The organism is Roseobacter cerffii (assembly GCF_054226325.1).
Map to the genome: position 1 here is coordinate 1863269 of NZ_CM135757.1, position 16973 is coordinate 1880241.

The 16973-nt window shown below is 60.8% G+C and carries 16 protein-coding genes; 13 read left to right on the forward strand and 3 right to left on the reverse strand.

All coding sequences use genetic code 11. The features are described 5' to 3' along the window. Positions 1 to 50 precede the first annotated feature (50 nt). From ACVC7O_RS09045 to ACVC7O_RS09070, 6 genes are all read left to right on the forward strand, one after another. Positions 51 to 1205 carry an LLM class flavin-dependent oxidoreductase gene (locus ACVC7O_RS09045; protein WP_458325760.1) on the forward strand — a complete coding sequence of 385 codons (1155 nt, stop codon included), beginning with the start codon at positions 51 to 53 and terminating at the stop codon, positions 1203 to 1205. Continuing rightward, on the forward strand, positions 1205 to 2095 hold the full coding sequence (locus tag ACVC7O_RS09050; RefSeq protein WP_458325761.1) for an aldo/keto reductase: 891 nt from the start codon (positions 1205 to 1207) through the stop codon (positions 2093 to 2095). The genes ACVC7O_RS09045 and ACVC7O_RS09050 overlap by 1 nt, the downstream gene beginning before the upstream one ends. Beyond that, a complete protein-coding gene (locus ACVC7O_RS09055) occupies positions 2095 to 2619 on the forward strand; it encodes a flavin reductase family protein (protein ID WP_458326061.1) in 525 nt (174 codons plus the stop codon). Before ACVC7O_RS09050 ends, ACVC7O_RS09055 begins: the two co-directional genes overlap by 1 nt. Before the next feature lie 80 nt (positions 2620 to 2699). Further along, a complete protein-coding gene (locus ACVC7O_RS09060) occupies positions 2700 to 3290 on the forward strand; it encodes a TRAP transporter small permease subunit (RefSeq protein ID WP_458325762.1) in 591 nt (196 codons plus the stop codon). After that, positions 3290 to 4579, forward strand: a complete 1290-nt coding sequence (locus ACVC7O_RS09065; RefSeq protein ID WP_458325763.1) for a TRAP transporter large permease — start codon at positions 3290 to 3292, stop codon at positions 4577 to 4579. Before ACVC7O_RS09060 ends, ACVC7O_RS09065 begins: the two co-directional genes overlap by 1 nt. A 25-nt stretch (positions 4580 to 4604) precedes the next feature. Beyond that, positions 4605 to 5663, forward strand: a complete 1059-nt coding sequence (locus ACVC7O_RS09070) for a TRAP transporter substrate-binding protein (RefSeq protein ID WP_458325764.1) — start codon at positions 4605 to 4607, stop codon at positions 5661 to 5663. 36 nt (positions 5664 to 5699) lie between these two features. Here the strand turns inward: ACVC7O_RS09070 and ACVC7O_RS09075 are convergent, their stop codons facing one another. Next, on the reverse strand, positions 5700 to 6170 hold the full coding sequence (locus tag ACVC7O_RS09075; protein WP_458325765.1) for a tetratricopeptide repeat protein: 471 nt from the start codon (positions 6168 to 6170) through the stop codon (positions 5700 to 5702). A gap of 30 nt (positions 6171 to 6200) precedes the next feature. On the opposite strand from ACVC7O_RS09075, the gene ACVC7O_RS09080 reads away from it, so the two are divergent. Next, positions 6201 to 7457, forward strand: a complete 1257-nt coding sequence (locus tag ACVC7O_RS09080; protein WP_458325766.1) for a cytochrome-c peroxidase — start codon at positions 6201 to 6203, stop codon at positions 7455 to 7457. Here ACVC7O_RS09080 and ACVC7O_RS09085 read toward each other — a convergent pair. Continuing rightward, complete coding sequence (locus ACVC7O_RS09085; RefSeq protein ID WP_458325767.1) at positions 7447 to 8760, reverse strand: GH1 family beta-glucosidase; 1314 nt, start codon at positions 8758 to 8760, stop codon at positions 7447 to 7449. The two genes, ACVC7O_RS09080 and ACVC7O_RS09085, sit on opposite strands and share 11 nt — an antisense overlap. 10 nt (positions 8761 to 8770) lie before the next feature. Further along, entirely contained in the window at positions 8771 to 9793 is a 1023-nt protein-coding gene (locus ACVC7O_RS09090) for a substrate-binding domain-containing protein (protein ID WP_458325768.1), read from the reverse strand. 256 nt (positions 9794 to 10049) lie between these two features. Here ACVC7O_RS09090 and ACVC7O_RS09095 point away from each other — a divergent pair, with 256 nt between their 5' ends. The 6 genes from ACVC7O_RS09095 to ACVC7O_RS09120 all read left to right on the forward strand — a co-directional run bounded on the left by ACVC7O_RS09095 (position 10050) and on the right by ACVC7O_RS09120 (position 16937). Next, positions 10050 to 11405: an ABC transporter substrate-binding protein gene (locus ACVC7O_RS09095; RefSeq protein WP_458325769.1), complete on the forward strand. Its 1356-nt coding sequence runs from the start codon at positions 10050 to 10052 to the stop codon at positions 11403 to 11405. 72 nt (positions 11406 to 11477) lie between these two features. Continuing rightward, entirely contained in the window at positions 11478 to 12458 is a 981-nt protein-coding gene (locus ACVC7O_RS09100) for a carbohydrate ABC transporter permease (RefSeq protein ID WP_458325770.1), read from the forward strand. Further along, positions 12458 to 13582, forward strand: coding sequence for a carbohydrate ABC transporter permease (locus ACVC7O_RS09105; protein WP_458325771.1), 1125 nt, complete (start codon positions 12458 to 12460; stop codon positions 13580 to 13582). Before ACVC7O_RS09100 ends, ACVC7O_RS09105 begins: the two co-directional genes overlap by 1 nt. A 14-nt stretch (positions 13583 to 13596) precedes the next feature. Beyond that, positions 13597 to 15249, forward strand: coding sequence for an alpha-glucosidase (locus tag ACVC7O_RS09110; RefSeq protein ID WP_458325772.1), 1653 nt, complete (start codon positions 13597 to 13599; stop codon positions 15247 to 15249). A 27-nt stretch (positions 15250 to 15276) separates the two neighbouring features. Further along, entirely contained in the window at positions 15277 to 16383 is a 1107-nt protein-coding gene (locus ACVC7O_RS09115; protein WP_458325773.1) for an ABC transporter ATP-binding protein, read from the forward strand. A 158-nt stretch (positions 16384 to 16541) separates the two neighbouring features. Continuing rightward, positions 16542 to 16937, forward strand: a complete 396-nt coding sequence (locus tag ACVC7O_RS09120) for a DUF3307 domain-containing protein (protein ID WP_458325774.1) — start codon at positions 16542 to 16544, stop codon at positions 16935 to 16937. The last annotated feature ends 36 nt before the right edge of the window (positions 16938 to 16973 follow it).

Consider the following 16973-nt stretch of genomic DNA (forward strand, 5'->3'; position numbering starts at 1 on the left):
TTGCGAGTGCTATGCAAGACAAATCAGCTTTCACTCGCGAAGGGAAATCCATGACCGTTGTGCCCGTCACCTCTGCCGATCTCGATGCGGCGGAAGTCTCCTGGTTCGCAGCCCTCTGTTCGGATGACTACCAGTTTCTGGGGGTGCCGGATGGGGATCTGCGCTCGTCCTGGGCGCATTGCTCCGAGATCGTGAAGACGGCTGAGGCACAGGGATTTAGGAACATCCTGTGTCCTTCTTCGTACCAGGTCGGGCAGGACACGCTGAGCTTCGTTGCGGGCTGTGCGCCGATCACGGACAAGATCAACCTTCTGGCCGCTGTGCGCTGCGGCGAGATGCAGCCCATCATGCTGGCGCGTACCATCGCAACGCTCGACCACATGCTGGAAGGGCGGCTGACGGTGAACATTATCAGCTCCGATTTCCCGGGCGAGAAGGCGGACAGCGAGTATCGGTATCAGCGGTCCCGCGAGGTTGTCGAAATCCTCAAGCAGGCTTGGACTAGGGACGAGATCGACCACGAGGGCCAGGTCTACAGCTTCAAGGGGCTGACCACGGACCCGGCGCGACCTTACCAGACCGGCGGGCCGCTCCTTTACTTTGGCGGCTACTCCCCTGCCGCGCTCGATCTGTGTGCCGAGCATTGCGACGTCTACCTGATGTGGCCTGAACCCAAGGACGCCATCGCGGGCCGGATGCAGGCGGTGCATGACCGCGCGGCCGAGAAAGGGCGCACGCTCGATTACGGTCTGCGCGTGCATATGATCGTGCGCGACACCGAGGCTGAGGCCAAGGAATACGCCGACTATATCGTCTCGAAGCTGGATGACGAGTATGGCCGCAAGATCCGGGAACGGGCGCTGGATGCCACCTCGCTCGGCGTGTTGCATCAAGCCAAGAACCGCGATATCGCAGATGAGTTCGGCTATGTGGAGCCGCACCTCTGGACAGGTGTTGGCCGTGCACGCTCAGGCTGTGGCGCGGCGCTTGTGGGCTCCGCCGATCAGGTGCTCTCGGAAATCGAGGCCTACCAGAAAATGGGCATCCGCGCCTTCATCTTCTCGGGCTATCCCCACAAGGAAGAGGCGGAGCATTTCGGCAGACTGGTCATGCCGCATCTGAAAACCTGTTCTCTGCCAGAGGCTTACGGCCGTGTGCCCGAGGCCGCTCCGGCGACACCACTCGCCGCGGGGGAGCGTCGCTGATGGAGCGCGTGGCCCTTTCCGATACGCTGGACTTCAGCCGCATCGTCTATGGCATGTGGCGGCTGGCGGACGACAGCGACACCTCGCCCGCACATGTGCGCGCCAAGATCGACGCCTGCCTCGCGCAGGGCATCACCACGATGGATCAGGCCGACATCTATGGCGGCTATGTGGCCGAAGAGGTCTTTGGCGCAGCTTTGAAAGAGAGCCCAGGCTTGCGGGATCAGCTCGAATTTGTGACGAAATGCGATATCGTTGCGCCCATCGGCAAGTACTCTGATCGGCGGGTGAAGTATTATGACACGTCTGCGGCGCATTTTCAGGCCAGCGTCGAGTCCTCGCTCACCTATATGGGTATCGAGCAGATTGACCTGTTGCTGATCCACCGGCCCGATCCGATGATGAATGCGGCGGAGACCGGCGGTGCGCTCGACGCGCTGATCGAGAGCGGCAAGATCAAGGCGGTGGGTGTGTCGAACTTCCGCCCCTGGGACTGGGACCTGCTGCAATCGGCGATGAGCCATCGGTTGGTCACCAACCAGATCGAGATCAGCCTCGCCGCGCGCGATTGCCTGATCAATGGTGATCTCGCACATCTCCAGCGTCACCGGATCAGCCCGATGGCCTGGTCGCCACTGGGCGGCGGCAGTCTGATGGCCGAAACGAACGATTTGACCGCCAAGATGGACGCGCTGGCTGCGGCACAAGGAGTTGACCGTGCCGCGGTGGCGGTGGCGTGGCTTCTGGCGCATCCGGCGGGCATTCTGCCGGTCATGGGCACAAACACACTGTCGCGCATCGCTACCTTCTCGGATGCGTTCACGGTCGAGCTCGACCGCGAGACATGGTTCGAGCTCTACGAGGCCGCGAACGGTCAGGAGGTGCCATGATGGCGGATGGAACACGACAAATGGCGGGGCTGCACAGCTTTACACCCGGGCCCGACACGGAGCGCCAATTGCGCACCGCCTTTGGCCAGTTTGCAACCGGCGTCACCGTTGTAACGGCCCAGACCTCGACTGGCCCCATCGGCATGACGGCGAACTCCTTCTCGAGCGTTTCGCTCGACCCTGCGCTGGTGCTGTGGTGCCCGGCGAAGTCCTCAAGCCGTTACGCGCATTTCATCGACGCCGAGCATTTCGCCATCCATGTGATGGGGGTCGAGCATGAACATATCGCGATGGGGTTTGCGAAATCCGGTCAGGCATTCGACGGGCTTGACGTGACGACCAATGCCAAAGGTGTACCACTGCTGGGCGACTGCCTCGCCCGCTTCGAATGCACGGCGCATCAGATCCACGACGCTGGCGACCATTCGATTGTTGTGGGCCGTGTCGGGTCAGCCGCGTTCCGGGAGGGGGACGCGCTGATTTTTTGCCAGGGCCGCTTCAGACGGTTTGACAATCAGGCCTAAAAGGCCAACCAATGAAGCGTGCGGGGAAAACCCGCACGTCGTGACCCGGAATACCCGGGCACAAGGGAGGAGGCTCCGGGATGGGAGCATTGCTGGCGGTGATGACACCGCTCCGGCTGGTCAACGAGGTCGTGCTCAAGCTGGGCAGGGGCCTCGGGGTGGTGGCTGTGGCGCTTATGGTCGCCGCAATTCTCATCCAGGTGTTTTACCGCTATGTGCTGAACAACGCGCTGCCCTGGCCGGATGAGGCAGCGCGCTTTTGCATGCTGTGGATGACGGGTCTGATGGCGCCCACAGCGTTTCGTCGTGGCGGTTTCGTGGCCATCGACACCGTTGTGCGGCTGCTGCCTGAACGTATCGGGGCTGTCATTTCGTTGTTGTTGCTTTTTCTGAGCCTAGGCGTCTTGGTCGTGGGCGCGCAGATCGGATGGTCTGAAGTCACTGGGTTTGCTGGAAAATTTGCAACGGCCTCGCTTTATCTGCCGACGAGCCTGAGCTTCGAGAATTGGTTTCGCGTACCGCGCAGCTGGATGATGGCCTCACTGCTCTTTGGTGTGATGGTGCTGATCTCCGTGAACGTCGAGCTGATCTTGCGCGCCCTCGTGAAGATGATGGGCGGGGCCGATCACCTGCCCGCGATCACAATCGAAGAACAGGTGGGGGCGGAGTAATGCTGGTCTGGTTCCTGCCGCTTTTCCTCGTCTTCCTGATGATCGGCCTGCCGGTCTTCTTCGGCCTGCTCGCCGCACCGGGCATCCTGCTGTGGCTGAACGGGCAGGAACGTGACATCACGCTGCTTTATCGCAACCTTTACAACGGGATGGACAGTTTTCCGCTGATGGCGATCCCCTTCTTCATGCTCGCGGGAGAGCTGATGAATCGCGGTGGCATCACGATGCGGCTAGTGGAGTTCTCGCAGGCGATGATGGGCCATTTCCGCGGTGGTCTGGCCCACGTGAATATCCTCTCATCGATGCTCTTTGCCGGCCTCTCCGGTTCCGCCGTCGCGGATACCTCAGCGCTTGGCTCGATGCTGATCCCGGCGATGGAGAAACAGGGCTACAAACGCCGCTTTGCGGCTGCAATCACGGCGGCGAGTTCCGTGATTGGCCCGATTATCCCGCCCTCGGGGATCATGATCATCTACGCCTATGTGATGGGCGAGAGCGTGGCGGCGCTGTTCCTTGCGGGCATCGTGCCGGGCATCCTTGTCGGCGTTGGTCTCATGCTGGTGGTGAAGTTCCAGGCCGACAAATACGACTTTCCCGTCGCCACGAAGAAGCATTCCTGGGGCGAGCGCGGGCAGGCGAGCCTCAAGGCGTTCTTCCCTCTGATGACTCCCGTGATCATCTTGGGTGGTATTCTGGCGGGTGTCTTCACGCCCACCGAAGCCGCCGCCGTGGCCGTGGCCTATGCGCTGATCATCGGGCTTTTCGTCATGCGCACGCTGCGACTGAGCGATCTGCCGGACGTGCTGAACCGCGCGGGCATCACCTCGGCGGTGGTGCTGTTGTTGGTGGGCGCCGCGATGGCGTTCAAGACGGTGGTCAGCCTCAGCCACGCGCCCGAGACCATGGCGGAGTTTGTCCTTAGTCTGACGAGCAACCCGCTGATCCTGCTGTTCCTGATCAACTTGCTACTGTTTGTCGTGGGCATGTTTCTCGACGCAGGCCCCGCGATCATCATCCTCGGCCCCATCCTCGGGCCGATCTTCGTGAGCCTCGGGGTCGATCCGATCCACTTTGCCATCATCATGAGCGTAAACCTGACCGTGGGCCTTGCAACCCCGCCCATGGGGCTTGTGCTCTTTGTGGCCTCATCGGTCTCTGGCGAGCGGGTCGAGACGATCTCCAAGGCGATCCTGCCGTTTCTGGCGGTCGAGATTCTGGTGATTTTCCTGATCACCTACATACCGGCCATTTCCATGACAATCCCGCGTCTGACGGGCTTTGCGAACTGACAAAACATCCAATGGGAGGAAAGACATGATCAAAAACACCCTGAAATCGCTGACTGTTGCGGCCATGCTGGCCGGGTCTGCGATGGCGGCAGCAGCGCAGGACTACACGTTGCGCGCCACGGCGAATTCCAATGAAAACGATGAGGACTATGACGGCCTTGTTGTTTTCAAGAACTACGTCGAGGCCGCCTCCAACGGCGCCATCGCAGTGGAGCTTTTCATTGGCACGCAGCTTTGCGGCAATGGGGCGGAGTGTCTGCAGGGCGTGGCTGACGGCACCATTGACATCTTTGTTTCAACCTCAGGTGGCGCCTCGGGCATCTTCCCGTACGTCCAGGTGCTCGACCTGCCGTATCTGATGGCGGATGACCGGATTGCCGAGCATGTGCTCTCAGGCGATTTCACCCGGAAGATGCGCGAGATGGCTCTGGAAGACTCCGGTGACGCCATCCGCCTCATGACCATTGGCAATACCGGCGGCTGGCGCAACTTTGCCAACACCAAGCGCCGGATCGCAGAGCCGTCGGACATGGAAGGGCTGAAGATCCGCACCGTGGTCGCCGACCTGCCGCAGGAGCTTGTGAAGGCGCTCGGTGCCGCGCCCACGCCAATCCCATGGCCTGAGCTTTTCACCTCCTTCCAGACCGGCGTGGTCGAAGGTTCCAAGAACGGCATCACCGACATCATGGGCATGAAGTTCCCCGATGCGGGGCTCAAGTATGTCACGCTCGACGGCCACGCGTACATGGGCGCGCTGTGGTGGATGAACAACGCACGCTTCCTGGAGATGCCGGAAGACATGCGCCGCGTAGTGGTCGATGGCTTCTACGCGCTGCAGCAGGCGACCTTTGCCTCGCCCAAGCGCAAATCCATCGAGGCCTACGAGCAGTTCGTGGCTGAAGGTGGCGACCTTTATGTGCCGACACCGGAACAGAAGGCGGCCTTCAAAGAGGGCGCGGCGCCTGTGTTCGACTGGTTCAAGGACAATGTGGCGCGTGGCGAAGAGATCTTTGAGGCCCTGACCACCGCCGTGGCTGAAGCGGAAGAGGAAATCGGGGCCGCGCGCGCATCTGATCTCAACTGACCTTCGCACGGGGCGGCCTTGGTGGTCGCCCCTGCATCACCTGAATGGGTACATCCAGACCTTGTAGTCCGCGACCAGCTCATGCGCTTTCTCGATCTCCGCCCTGGTCATCTTCTTCACGACCTCTTCGAGGCTGATCGCCGCGTCGGGGTCGCCGCCGATGGCCGAGAGCGTGTACCACATGTAGGCGCGCACCAAATCGGGCGCAGGCATGCCACGCCCGACCTCATAGTACCAGCCGACGCCCGACTGCGCGCCCGGGTGCCCCTTCATCGCCGAACGCAGGTACCACTCAAACGCACGAATGTCGTCGCGCGGCAGGCCAAGGCCCATCGCGTACATCACGCCGATCAGCTCCTCGGCGTCCGCATTGCCCGACCGCGCCGCGGGCCACAGGGCATCATAGGCCTCCTCAAAACGGCCCTCTTCCATCATGTCGCGCGCGCCTTCGATCTCGGCAAAGGCCGGCGGCGCGAGCAGCGCAAGCACAAGGCACATGGCGCGCATGGTGTTCTTCTCTCCTGTTTCGCGACCACCGTGTTGGCGGGGGATCTGCCGCCAGCGCTGACCGCCGCCGATTTCCTTGACTTCGACCGGGACCAGGCCGCGTTGGGCCAGTCCTTGTTCTACGATACGATCCTCTCGGGCAACCGGAATATCTCCTGCGCGCATTGCCACCACCCGGACTTTGGCACCGGCGACGGGCTCTCGCTCGGCATTGGCGAGGGCGGGCAGGGGCTTGGACCAGACCGGACGCCCGGCATCGGTCTGTCGCGGATCGCCAAGCGCATCCCCCGCAATGCGCCAGGGCTCTGGAACCTGGGCGCGCGCGATCTGACCGTGATGTTCCACGACGGGCGGTTGAGCACTTCCGATCTCTTTGGCAACGGATTCAACTCGCCGGCTGAAGAATGGCTCCCGAAAGGGTTGAACTCGCTGTTGGCGGCCCAGGCGCTCTTTCCGCTGGTGGCGCAGTTCGAGATGGCGGGAAATCCGGGCGAGAACGAGGTCATCGGGGCCGTTCACGACCGCATCGACAACGCCTGGCCGATCCTCGCCAAACGGGTGCGGACGGAAGGTGACTATGGCCCTCGGTTTGTCGCTGCCTTCGAGCATGTTGAAGCGCCCGAAGAGGTGACGATCGTCGAGATCGCGAACGCACTGGCCGCCTTCATGGCCATGGAGTGGACAAGCATCGATAGCCCGTTTGATCGCTATCTGGCTGGCGACACCGATGCGCTCAATACCGCGCAGCGTGCAGGGATGGCGCTTTTTTACGGCAAAGCTGAGTGTTCCATCTGCCATGCCGGACCGCTTATGAGTGACCAGAAGTTCCATGCATTGGGTCTGCCCGCTTTTGGGCCAGGTCGGACGCGCACGTTTGATCCCTATGCCCGCGACGTCGGACGCATGGGTGAAAGCAACCGACTCGACGACGCCTATGCCTTTCGCACGCCCATGCTGCGAAATGTCGCCCTGACCGCACCTTATGGACATAATGGAGCCTACGCGACGCTGGAGCAAATGGTCCGCCACCACCTCAACCCTGCTGCGATGCGCGCCGCTTGGCGACCGCGGGATGCGAGGCTGCCGGATGTGCCATGGTTGGCGCCGGTGGACTTCGTCATCCGGTCGGATGCCCGCGAGATGGCGCGTCAGGCGCGGGTCGTGCCTGACCGTGGGCCGGATCTCAACGATGTTGAAATCGCCCAGATCGTGGCTTTTCTGGAAAGCCTGACCGGCAGCACCGTGGAGACGCCGCCCTTCGGCGTGCCGGAGTGGTTCACTCCCTGAGCGCCTTGGCCAGCGCGTGATACGAGGCTTTTGGGTTCCGTTCCAAGGTTTCGAAATCAACGTGGATCAGTCCAAAGCGCTTCTCATATCCCAGCGCCCATTCGTAGTTGTCCATCAGCGACCAGAAGGTATAGCCCGCCAGCGGCACCCCTTCTGCCATCGCCTCCTGTGCGGCAGCAATATGGGCATTCAGATAGTCGATGCGCGCGTCATCGGGCACGCCCACATCGTCCGGGTTCGCCATGCCGTTCTCGGTGACATAGAGCGGCAGGCCCTTGGTGTAGTTTTCATGCACCCAGCCCAAGAAATGGTGCAACCCTTTGGGAAAAATCTCCCAACCCATCTGGGTCTTGGGCAGCGGCCCGTCCACCTCTTCATGCGCGGGCCAGGGGCCTTCCACAGGTGCGATCCGTTTGCAGGTGTAGTAGTTCAGCCCGCACCAGTCGAGCGGCTGTCCGATCAGGTCAAAATCGTCCCGCCATCCTGCGGGCATATGTGGGGCGAGGCCTTCCATCACATCCTCAGGGTAGGCGCCTTTGAAGAGGCCCCCGAGGAAGAAGCGATTGTAGTACCCATCGTAGAGCTGCGCGGCCCGTGCCGCCTCTGGGCTGTCATCCACTGGATGCGCGTACTCGAAATTGCAGACCGCGCCGAGGTTCTTCATTCCTAGCGCGCGCATGGCCTGGATCGCACGCCCATGCCCAGTCAGCACATGATGCATCGCATGGGCCGTCGCGCGGATGTCGCGCAGCCCCGGCGCGTGATGCCCCATGAAATGCGACAGCCAGCCGACGCACCAGGGCTCGTTGATCGGCGCGGCGCTGAACACGCGGTCACCGATGCGCTTCATGATCACGGTCGTGTAGTCCGCCAGCCAGTGCGAGACGTCCGGGTTGCGCCAGCCGCCCAGATCGGCCAGCGGCACCGGCAGTTCCCAGTGATAGAGCGTGACCATCGGGTTCAGCCCCCGTGCAAGCAGCCCATCCACAAGCCGGTCGTAGAAGTCGAGACCCTCTTCGTTGGGCGTGCCACGCCCTTCCGGCAGCACCCGCGCCCAACTGGTGGAGAACCGGTAGGCATCGAGCCCTAGCTCCTGCATCAGGTCGAGGTCTTCCTCCCAGCGGTGGTAGTGATCGCAGGCGATGTCACCGTTCTCGGCTCGCACTACGTTACCGGGGGTCGCGGCGAAGGTGTCCCAATGGGTCTTGCCCGCGCCAGCAAAGCTGTGCCCTTCGATCTGGTAGCTGGAGGTCGCCGCCGCGAATTGGAAGCCGTCGGGGAAATCCGATCTCTTGAAATCCATCCTGTGTCCTTTACGGGCAGCGGCCTGTCGAGGTGCCGATGACGAGCTCCGCTTCCCAGAGCTCGGTTTGCAACTCTTGGTCGGGCTGCGCAATTTGGTCAATGAGCAGTTCAGCACAGCGGCGGCCTGCCGCCCGGACGGAGGAGCGCATCGCGGTGAAGATGGGCTGCTCCTTACCGTTCGGCAGGTACGAGATTTCATCGTCGAAACAGAGAACGGAGACGTCCCGCCCCATCACCAACCCGCGCTCCTGCAGCGCGCGCCGGATGCCGAGAGCCGAGACAATGGACGCGGCAACAAAGGCCGTCGGTGGATCGGGATGGTCCAGCATCTCATTGGTCGCGGTATGCCCGCAAGGCTCGCTCATTTCGCTGGATCGCATCAGCTCGGCGTCAGGTTCGAGCGCGGCATGTTGCAAGGCCGCCAGATACCCGTCGCGCCGCCGCTGGGCGAAATCCATCCGTTCCTCGCCATTGATCAGCCCAATCCGCCGATGCCCGAGGTCCAGCAGGTGGCGGGTGCCGGTCTCAATCGCGCGGGTGTTGTTCACGTCGAGCCAGGCGTAGGGCGTGATCACCTCTGACGCGCGGCCATGCACCAGAAAAGGGATGTCGAGGTCGGCAAGAAAGGCGATCCGCGGGTCGTTTCGCGCTGGCGAATGCACGATGATCCCGTCCACCGCACCCTTCTCGGCGACACCGCGGTAGGCGCTCAATTCGTCCTCGTCGCGGACCAACGACAGGCTCATGTTGTACCCGTTCTGGGCATAAATCTCCCCGGCGCCGGCGATGAAGTCCGCAAAGACGATGTTGACCATCTCGTTCTGTTTGGAGAATGGGATGATATGCCCAATGGACATGGACCGACCGGTCGCAAGGGTCTGCGCACGGATGTTGGGGCGGTAGTTGTACTGCTTGGCAGCGGCGGCAACCCGCTTACGGGTCTGTTCGTTGACCTCGGGATATCCGTTCAACGCGCGGCTAACGGTCGTCTGCGACAGGTTCAGCCGTTCGGAAAGCTCGCGTAGATTCATAAGACCTGCAGTGCCAATTTTACCTTCAAACAGCGATCAGCCTAGGCAGCCCGGCTTGTCAGGTCAAAGCGGAAACCGCTGACCGAGGGGCAGGCGCCCGCAGAGCCTTGAAAAGCAGTGCAGAAACCCAACCTCGAGTTGACAGGTTTGATACCTTCCTCCAGTTTTCCGGCATCCAAAGCGCTTTGAAGTGATTCTTTGCGCACAAAAAATGATCAAGACGATGTCAAAACAGGCATTGCAACGGGAGGATCTCATGAAGGCACGTTTTTACGCGGGTGCTGCGGCACTGGCTCTTTTCGCGGGACTGGCGCATGCCGATGGGCACCAGCCTTTCGCCGTGGGTGAGGGCGATTTCAACTGGGACAGTTACAATGAATTCGCCGAGAAGTACGATCTGAGCGGCCAGACGGTTGAGATCACTGGCCCTTGGACCGGCGACGAGAAAGCCAAGGTCGACAAGGCGTTCTCCTATTTCACCAGCGCCACCGGGGCGACGGTGAACTACTCCGGCTCTGACAGTTTTGAGCAGGACATCGTGATTTCCGCCCGCTCGGGCTCGGCGCCCAATCTCGCTGTCTTCCCGCAACCTGGTCTGGCGGCGGATATGGCGAGCCAGGGCCTGCTCACACCGCTGCCTGATGGCACGTCGGACTGGGTGCGTGACAATTACGCGGCGGGGCAATCCTGGGTCGATCTCGGCACCTACGCGGATGAGAATGGCGAGGATCAGATGTATGGTCTTTTCTACCGGGTCGATGTGAAATCTCTGGTTTGGTACTCGCCCGAAGCCTTTGACGAAGCGGGTTACGACATCCCCGAGACGATGGAAGAACTGAAAGAGCTGACGGATATCATCGTCGAGGAAGGTGGTACGCCCTGGTGCATTGGTCTGGGATCCGGAGCTGCCACCGGCTGGCCCGCGACCGACTGGGTCGAAGAGATGATGCTGCGCACGCAAGCGCCAGAAGACTACGACGCCTGGGTCGCCAACGAGATGAAGTTCGACGACCCGAAAGTGATCGCGGCCATCGAGGAATTTGGCGCCTTTGCGCGCAACGATGACTACGTTGACGGCGGTGCGTCGGCCGTTGCCAACACGGATTTCCGTGACAGCCCCGCGGGCCTCTTTGCGATCCCGCCGAAGTGCTACATGCACCGTCAGGCCTCCTTCATTCCGGCTTTCTTCCCGGAAGGCACAGAAGTGGGCAATGATGTCGATTTCTTCTACTTCCCGGCCTATTCCGAGAAGGACCTCGGCAAGCCGGTTCTGGGTGCAGGCACGCTTTTTGCCATCACCAACCCATCGGATGCCGCGAGCGCCTTTGTTGAGTTCCTGAAAACACCCATCGCGCATGAGCTTTGGATGGCTCAGGGCGGGTTCTTGACCGCGCACGCGGGCGTGAACCCCGAGACTTACCTGGAAGACAGCCTCAAGGCGCAGGGTGAGATTTTGCTGAACGCGACCACCTTCCGCTTCGATGCCTCTGATCTGATGCCGGGCGAGATCGGCGCTGGGGCGTTCTGGACCGGCATGGTGGATTACACCACCGGAGCCAGCGCTGAAGATGTCGCCAAGGGCATTCAAGAGCGCTGGGACACGATCCAGTAAGCTTAAAGCAAATGGGTCCGGCGGCGCACTCCGCCGGACCAGACCCGCACATGCGTCTTGGGAGGGATCGCCATGTCACCGCTGCTCCAGGGAATCATCACAGTTGTCGTCGGGGTCGGCGGCTGTGTCGGCTATTTCTTCCTGTCCAATCTGATCCTCGACAAGGTCATCTTTCCGCCCCGCGCGGATAATCCCGGTCAGAATATCAACCGCGCCAATCTGGTGCGCCCCTGGCTCTTCCTCTTTCCGGCGATGGCGGCTTTGGGGCTGTACCTCGTCTATCCCGTCGTGGGCTCCTTCTACCGGTCACTTTTCAATCGGTCGGGGGACGAGTTCATTGGCTTTGGCAACTACACAACGATGTTTGCCGACGACGGCTTCCAGATCGCGTTTTTCAACAACATGCTCTGGGTGCTCTTTGTCCCTGCGGCGGCGACTTTCTTCGGTCTGCTGGTCGCGCAACTCACTGATCGGCTCAAATGGGGCAATATCGCGAAGTCGTTGATCTTCATGCCGATGGCGATCTCCTTCGTGGGCGCGTCGCTGATCTGGAAATTCGTCTATGCCAACAACGCTGACATTGGGTTGATCAACGCGATCCGGGATTTCTTTGGCGCGTCCGAGCCGCTGGATGTGCTTCAGGTGCGGTTCTGGAACAATTTCTTCCTGATGTTCATCCTGGTCTGGATTCAGACTGGCTTTGCCATGGTGATCCTTTCCGCCGCCCTGCGCGGCATCCCCGAAGAGACCATCGAGGCGGCGATCATCGACGGGGCGAACCCGTTTCAGGTCTTCTTCAAGATCAAGGTGCCACAGATCATGGGCACCATCGTGGTGGTCTGGACGACGATCACGATCCTCGTGCTCAAGGTGTTTGACATCGTCTACACGATGACAGGCGGCAATTTCGGCACCGACATCCTGCCCAGTTACATGATGTCCTACATGTTCCGAGATGACGGGCGCGCCACGGCGGTGGCCTTCATCATCATGATTGTCGTTCTGCCGGTGATGATCTGGAACATCAGGCAGGCCCGGGCGGAGATGAGATAATGGACAATATCGCAGGCACAAAATCTTCGCTGAGCTGGGCCGTTAATCTCTCAGTGATCTTCCTCGTGGTGCTCTGGCTGATCCCAACGGTCGGTCTGCTCGTCTCTTCCTTCCGGGACCGTGATCAGATTTCGGCCTCGGGTTGGTGGTTGTCACCCTTCGCAGTGGAGCAGAATTTCCAGGCTAAGATCCCTGCAGGTGAAGTGCGCCAAGACGGCGAGTTCTTCGTGATCGAAGGCAACATCTTCTCGGGTGGTGAGGGCGAAGTCATTCGCTTTGGCGGCGCACGGTCCAACCCGACGGTGGCTGCGGCGGGAGAGACGGCAGAGCTGACCCGGGATCGGTCCCTGACCGTGCAAGAGAACGGAGACTTCGTCTACCGCTCACCAGCCGAGATCAAACGCGACCCGAGCGTCTATTATTCGACCGCGACACCGCCTGATTTCTCACTGGACAACTACCAGACGATCCTCTTCTCAAACAATATGGATATCGCCTTCATCAACACGCTTACGGTGACGATCCCCGCGACGATCATCCCGATCCTCATCGCGGCCTTTGCGGCCTATGCGCTGGCGTGGATGGATTTTGCGGGGCGCGGGCTGTTGATCGCGATGGTCGTGGGGCTTTTGGTCGTACCGCTGCAACTGGCACTCGTGCCGCTCCTGCAATTCCACAACTCCATCGGGATCGGTCAAAGCTTCTTAGGCATCTGGATGGCGCACACCGGATTCGGGTTACCGCTCGCGATCTATCTCTTACGCAACTACATGGTGGGATTGCCGCGTGATATCATCGAGAGCGCCAAGGTCGATGGGGCGACAGATTTTCAGGTTTTCACCAAGATCGTGCTGCCGCTGAGCTTCCCGGCGCTGGCCTCCTTCGCCATCTTCCAGTTCCTGTGGACGTGGAACGATCTGCTGGTCGCCAAGGTCTTCCTGCCATCGAACTCCGAGTCCTGGGTGATGACCGTGAAGATCGCCGATGATCTTTTGGGCTCACGTGGCGGGGATTGGGGCATTCTGGCCTCTGCGGCCTTTATCTCCATCGCCGTTCCGCTCATCGTTTTCTTTACAATGCAACGATATCTGGTGCGCGGCCTGCTGGCTGGCTCCGTGAAATAGAAAGTCAAACAAGAATGACAAAGATGGAACACCATCTGCATTTGCCCGTGATCGACAAGGACTGGTGGCGCGGCGCGGTGATCTACCAGATCTATCCGCGCAGTTTTCAAGACAGCAATGGCGATGGCATTGGCGATCTGATCGGCATCTCGCAGCGGATGAGCTATATCGCCTCGCTTGGTGTCGATGCGATCTGGATCTCGCCCTTCTTCACCTCGCCAATGAAGGACTTCGGCTACGACGTGAGCGATTACTGCGATGTCGATCCGATGTTCGGCACGCTGGCGGATTTCGACGTGGTGGTCGAGGCCGCACATCAGCACGGGCTGAAGGTGATGATCGACCTGGTGCTGAGCCACACGTCTGATCAGCACCCCTGGTTTGTCGAAAGCCAGTTGAACCGCACCAACTCCAAGGCCGATTGGTACGTCTGGTCCGACCCCAAGCCCGATGGCACGCCGCCCAACAACTGGCTGTCGATTTTTGGCGGGCCTGCGTGGCAGTGGGATCCAGGGCGTGAGCAATACTATCTGCACAACTTCCTCGTTGAGCAGCCCGATCTGAACTTCCACAACGACGACGTGCAAACTGCGATCCTGGCCACGACGCGCTTCTGGCTGGATCGCGGTGTCGATGGCTTTCGGCTCGACACCATCAACTTCTACTATGCGGACAAGCAGCTGCGCGACAACCCGGCGCTGCCGCCCGAGCGGCGTAACGCGAACATCGCGCCCTCGGTGAACCCGTACAATCATCAGGAACACATCCACTCGAAGAACCAGCCAGAGAACCTCGAATTCCTGAAACGCTTCCGTGCGCTGCTCGATGAATATCCCGCCGCGGCCTGTGTGGGTGAGGTGGGGGATGCGCAGCGGGGGCTGGAACTGCTGGGTGAATACACCAGCGGGCCCGAGATGGTGCATATGTGTTATGCTTTCGAGTTCCTCGCCAAGACCAAGCTGGATGCGACGCGGGTCGCCCAGGTCTTTGACGAGCTGGGTCGGGTGGCCAAGAACGGCTGGCCGTGCTGGGCCTTCTCGAACCACGATGTGGAACGCCACACGTCCCGCTGGGATCTGCCGCCCGCTGCACAGCGCATGTTCGCCACTCTGATCATGTGTTTGCGCGGCTCGGTCTGTCTCTATCAGGGCGAGGAACTCGGGCTGCCCGAAGCGGATGTGGCTTTCGAGGACCTTCAGGACCCGTATGGCAAGCAATTCTGGCCAGAGTTCAAGGGGCGGGATGGCTGCCGCACGCCGATGGTCTGGGAAGCCTCCAACCAGAATGGCGGGTTCTCCGAGGGCTTCCCTTGGCTGCCCGTCAGCCACGATCATCTCAATCGGTCGGTCGGACTGCAGGAGGATGACCCGAGCGCCATCCTGCACCACTATCGCCGGGCGATTGCCTTCCGCAAGGACCACCCCGCGCTGATCAAGGGCGAGCACGGTGGCGTTTTCGCCTATGGTGACGTGCTTCAGTTCACCCGCGAGCATGAAGATGAAACGCTGTTCTGCGCCTTCAACCTGTCGGATACGCCGTCGCTGCACGGGATGCCACCGGGGGATTGGGTGACCATCGGGCACGAGTTGGGCGGGGCGACCCCGTCTCCGGATTTCAAACTGCACCTGGGGCCGTGGCAGGTTTGCCTCGCGCTGAAACAGGACTAAGCCGCACGTCTTGGGAGGGACACTGATATGGCCAATCTGCAACTGACGGACGTGGGCAAAGCCTATGGCGGCAACGTCGAGGTGCTCAAGCACATCGATCTGGACATCACAACGGGCGAGCTGATCGTCTTCGTGGGGCCATCTGGCTGTGGTAAGTCAACCCTGCTGCGCATGATCGCCGGGCTGGAAAAGATCACCTCGGGCGAGCTGACCATCGATGGGGACCGCATGAACGACGTGCCGCCCGCGCAGCGCGGCATCGCGATGGTGTTCCAGTCCTACGCGCTCTACCCGCATATGACGGTGCGCGACAACATGGCCTTTGCCCTGAAACTCGCGAAGAAGTCGCCGCAGGAGATCGACGAGGCGGTGAGCCGCGCGGCCAAGGTGCTGCAGCTTGATCAATACCTCGACCGGCTGCCAAAAGCCCTGTCGGGTGGCCAACGGCAGCGGGTGGCGATTGGGCGGTCCATCGTGCGGGACCCGAAGGTTTATCTCTTTGATGAGCCGCTCTCGAACCTCGATGCGTCCTTGCGTGTGGCGACCCGGATCGAGATCGCGCAACTCAAGGAGAGCATGCCGAACTCGACGATGATCTACGTGACCCATGACCAGGTCGAAGCGATGACCCTGGCCAGCCGGATCGTAGTGCTGGCGAACAAGGGGATCGCACAGGTCGGCACGCCGCTGGAACTTTACGAAAAGCCCGAGAACGAATTTGTGGCGCAGTTCATCGGCTCGCCCGCGATGAATCTTCTGTCGGGCGAGATTGTGGAGACGGGCGAGGTGACAACGGTCTCCTGCCCAGAAGGGGGCGGCACCTTCCAATCCAACGTTCCCACGCGCGAGTCTGAAAAGGGCATGAATATCAACGTCGGTATCCGGCCCGAAGACATGATCGCCACGGATGGCGACAATTATGCCTTTGCCGACAAGGTCACTATCGTCGAGGCATTGGGCGAGGTCACGCAGCTCTATTTCGAGGCGCCGAGCTCGTCCAAGGACACTGACACGGTGATCGCGAAGCTGGCGGGTATTCACACCAACATGCGCGGGCAAACTCTGAAGCTCACCGCGGATCCGTCGAAGGTCCACCTTTTTGCAAACGGGAAATCGCTTTTGTATCGTCAATGACATCGCGGGCCGCACGGGCGGGACCAGGTCTCGCTGAAACGGCACGTCAATTTTGAAGAAAATGCATTTTTGCAGACCCTTTCGGCGAACGCCGGATTTACACATGATCCAGCATCGCAGTAGTGTCAGCAGCGCCGGGGGGTGAAAGGAAAAAAGTCTTGGTAGCGAGTTACAGCACACTGCTGATCCTGTTGTGCTTATTACAAGTCAAACACATGCTGGCGGATTACTTCCTGCAAACCAAATCCATGCTGGAAGGGCGTGGCCAGTATCTGCATCTCGGCACGTTCGTGCATGCAGGTATCCATGCGGCAGGATCATTTATCGCGCTCAGCCTCGTTGGCGCGCCGGTTTCGTTCGTGGTGCCGGTCGTCCTGCTGGAGTGGGCCGTACACTTTCACATCGATTGGTGGAAGGGGCGCCACACAACCCATCAGAAGCTGACACCATCGGATTCCGGCTATTGGCGCGCATCCGGTGTTGATCAGGCGCTGCACCAGCTCACCTACATTGGCATGATCTGGTTGTGGCTGATGTCGCAAGGCTCCGCCTGACGTCAGAAACCTGATCGCTGCCAACCGCAAGTCCGA

Bases quoted from the DNA above. Each gene is read 5' to 3' on its own strand.
- ACVC7O_RS09075 (WP_458325765.1), bottom strand. From the start codon at position 6,170: ATGCGCGCCATGTGCCTTGTGCTTGCGCTGCTCGCGCCGCCGGCCTTT.
- ACVC7O_RS09045 (WP_458325760.1), top strand. From the start codon at position 51: ATGACCGTTGTGCCCGTCACCTCTGCCGATCTCGATGCGGCGGAAGTC.
- ACVC7O_RS09060 (WP_458325762.1), top strand. From the start codon at position 2,700: ATGGGAGCATTGCTGGCGGTGATGACACCGCTCCGGCTGGTCAACGAG.
- ACVC7O_RS09055 (WP_458326061.1), top strand. From the start codon at position 2,095: ATGGCGGATGGAACACGACAAATGGCGGGGCTGCACAGCTTTACACCC.
- ACVC7O_RS09085 (WP_458325767.1), bottom strand. From the start codon at position 8,760: ATGGATTTCAAGAGATCGGATTTCCCCGACGGCTTCCAATTCGCGGCG.
- ACVC7O_RS09115 (WP_458325773.1), top strand. From the start codon at position 15,277: ATGGCCAATCTGCAACTGACGGACGTGGGCAAAGCCTATGGCGGCAAC.
- ACVC7O_RS09090 (WP_458325768.1), bottom strand. From the start codon at position 9,793: ATGAATCTACGCGAGCTTTCCGAACGGCTGAACCTGTCGCAGACGACC.
- ACVC7O_RS09100 (WP_458325770.1), top strand. From the start codon at position 11,478: ATGTCACCGCTGCTCCAGGGAATCATCACAGTTGTCGTCGGGGTCGGC.
- ACVC7O_RS09110 (WP_458325772.1), top strand. From the start codon at position 13,597: ATGACAAAGATGGAACACCATCTGCATTTGCCCGTGATCGACAAGGAC.
- ACVC7O_RS09070 (WP_458325764.1), top strand. From the start codon at position 4,605: ATGATCAAAAACACCCTGAAATCGCTGACTGTTGCGGCCATGCTGGCC.
- ACVC7O_RS09065 (WP_458325763.1), top strand. From the start codon at position 3,290: ATGCTGGTCTGGTTCCTGCCGCTTTTCCTCGTCTTCCTGATGATCGGC.
- ACVC7O_RS09050 (WP_458325761.1), top strand. From the start codon at position 1,205: ATGGAGCGCGTGGCCCTTTCCGATACGCTGGACTTCAGCCGCATCGTC.
- ACVC7O_RS09105 (WP_458325771.1), top strand. From the start codon at position 12,458: ATGGACAATATCGCAGGCACAAAATCTTCGCTGAGCTGGGCCGTTAAT.
- ACVC7O_RS09095 (WP_458325769.1), top strand. From the start codon at position 10,050: ATGAAGGCACGTTTTTACGCGGGTGCTGCGGCACTGGCTCTTTTCGCG.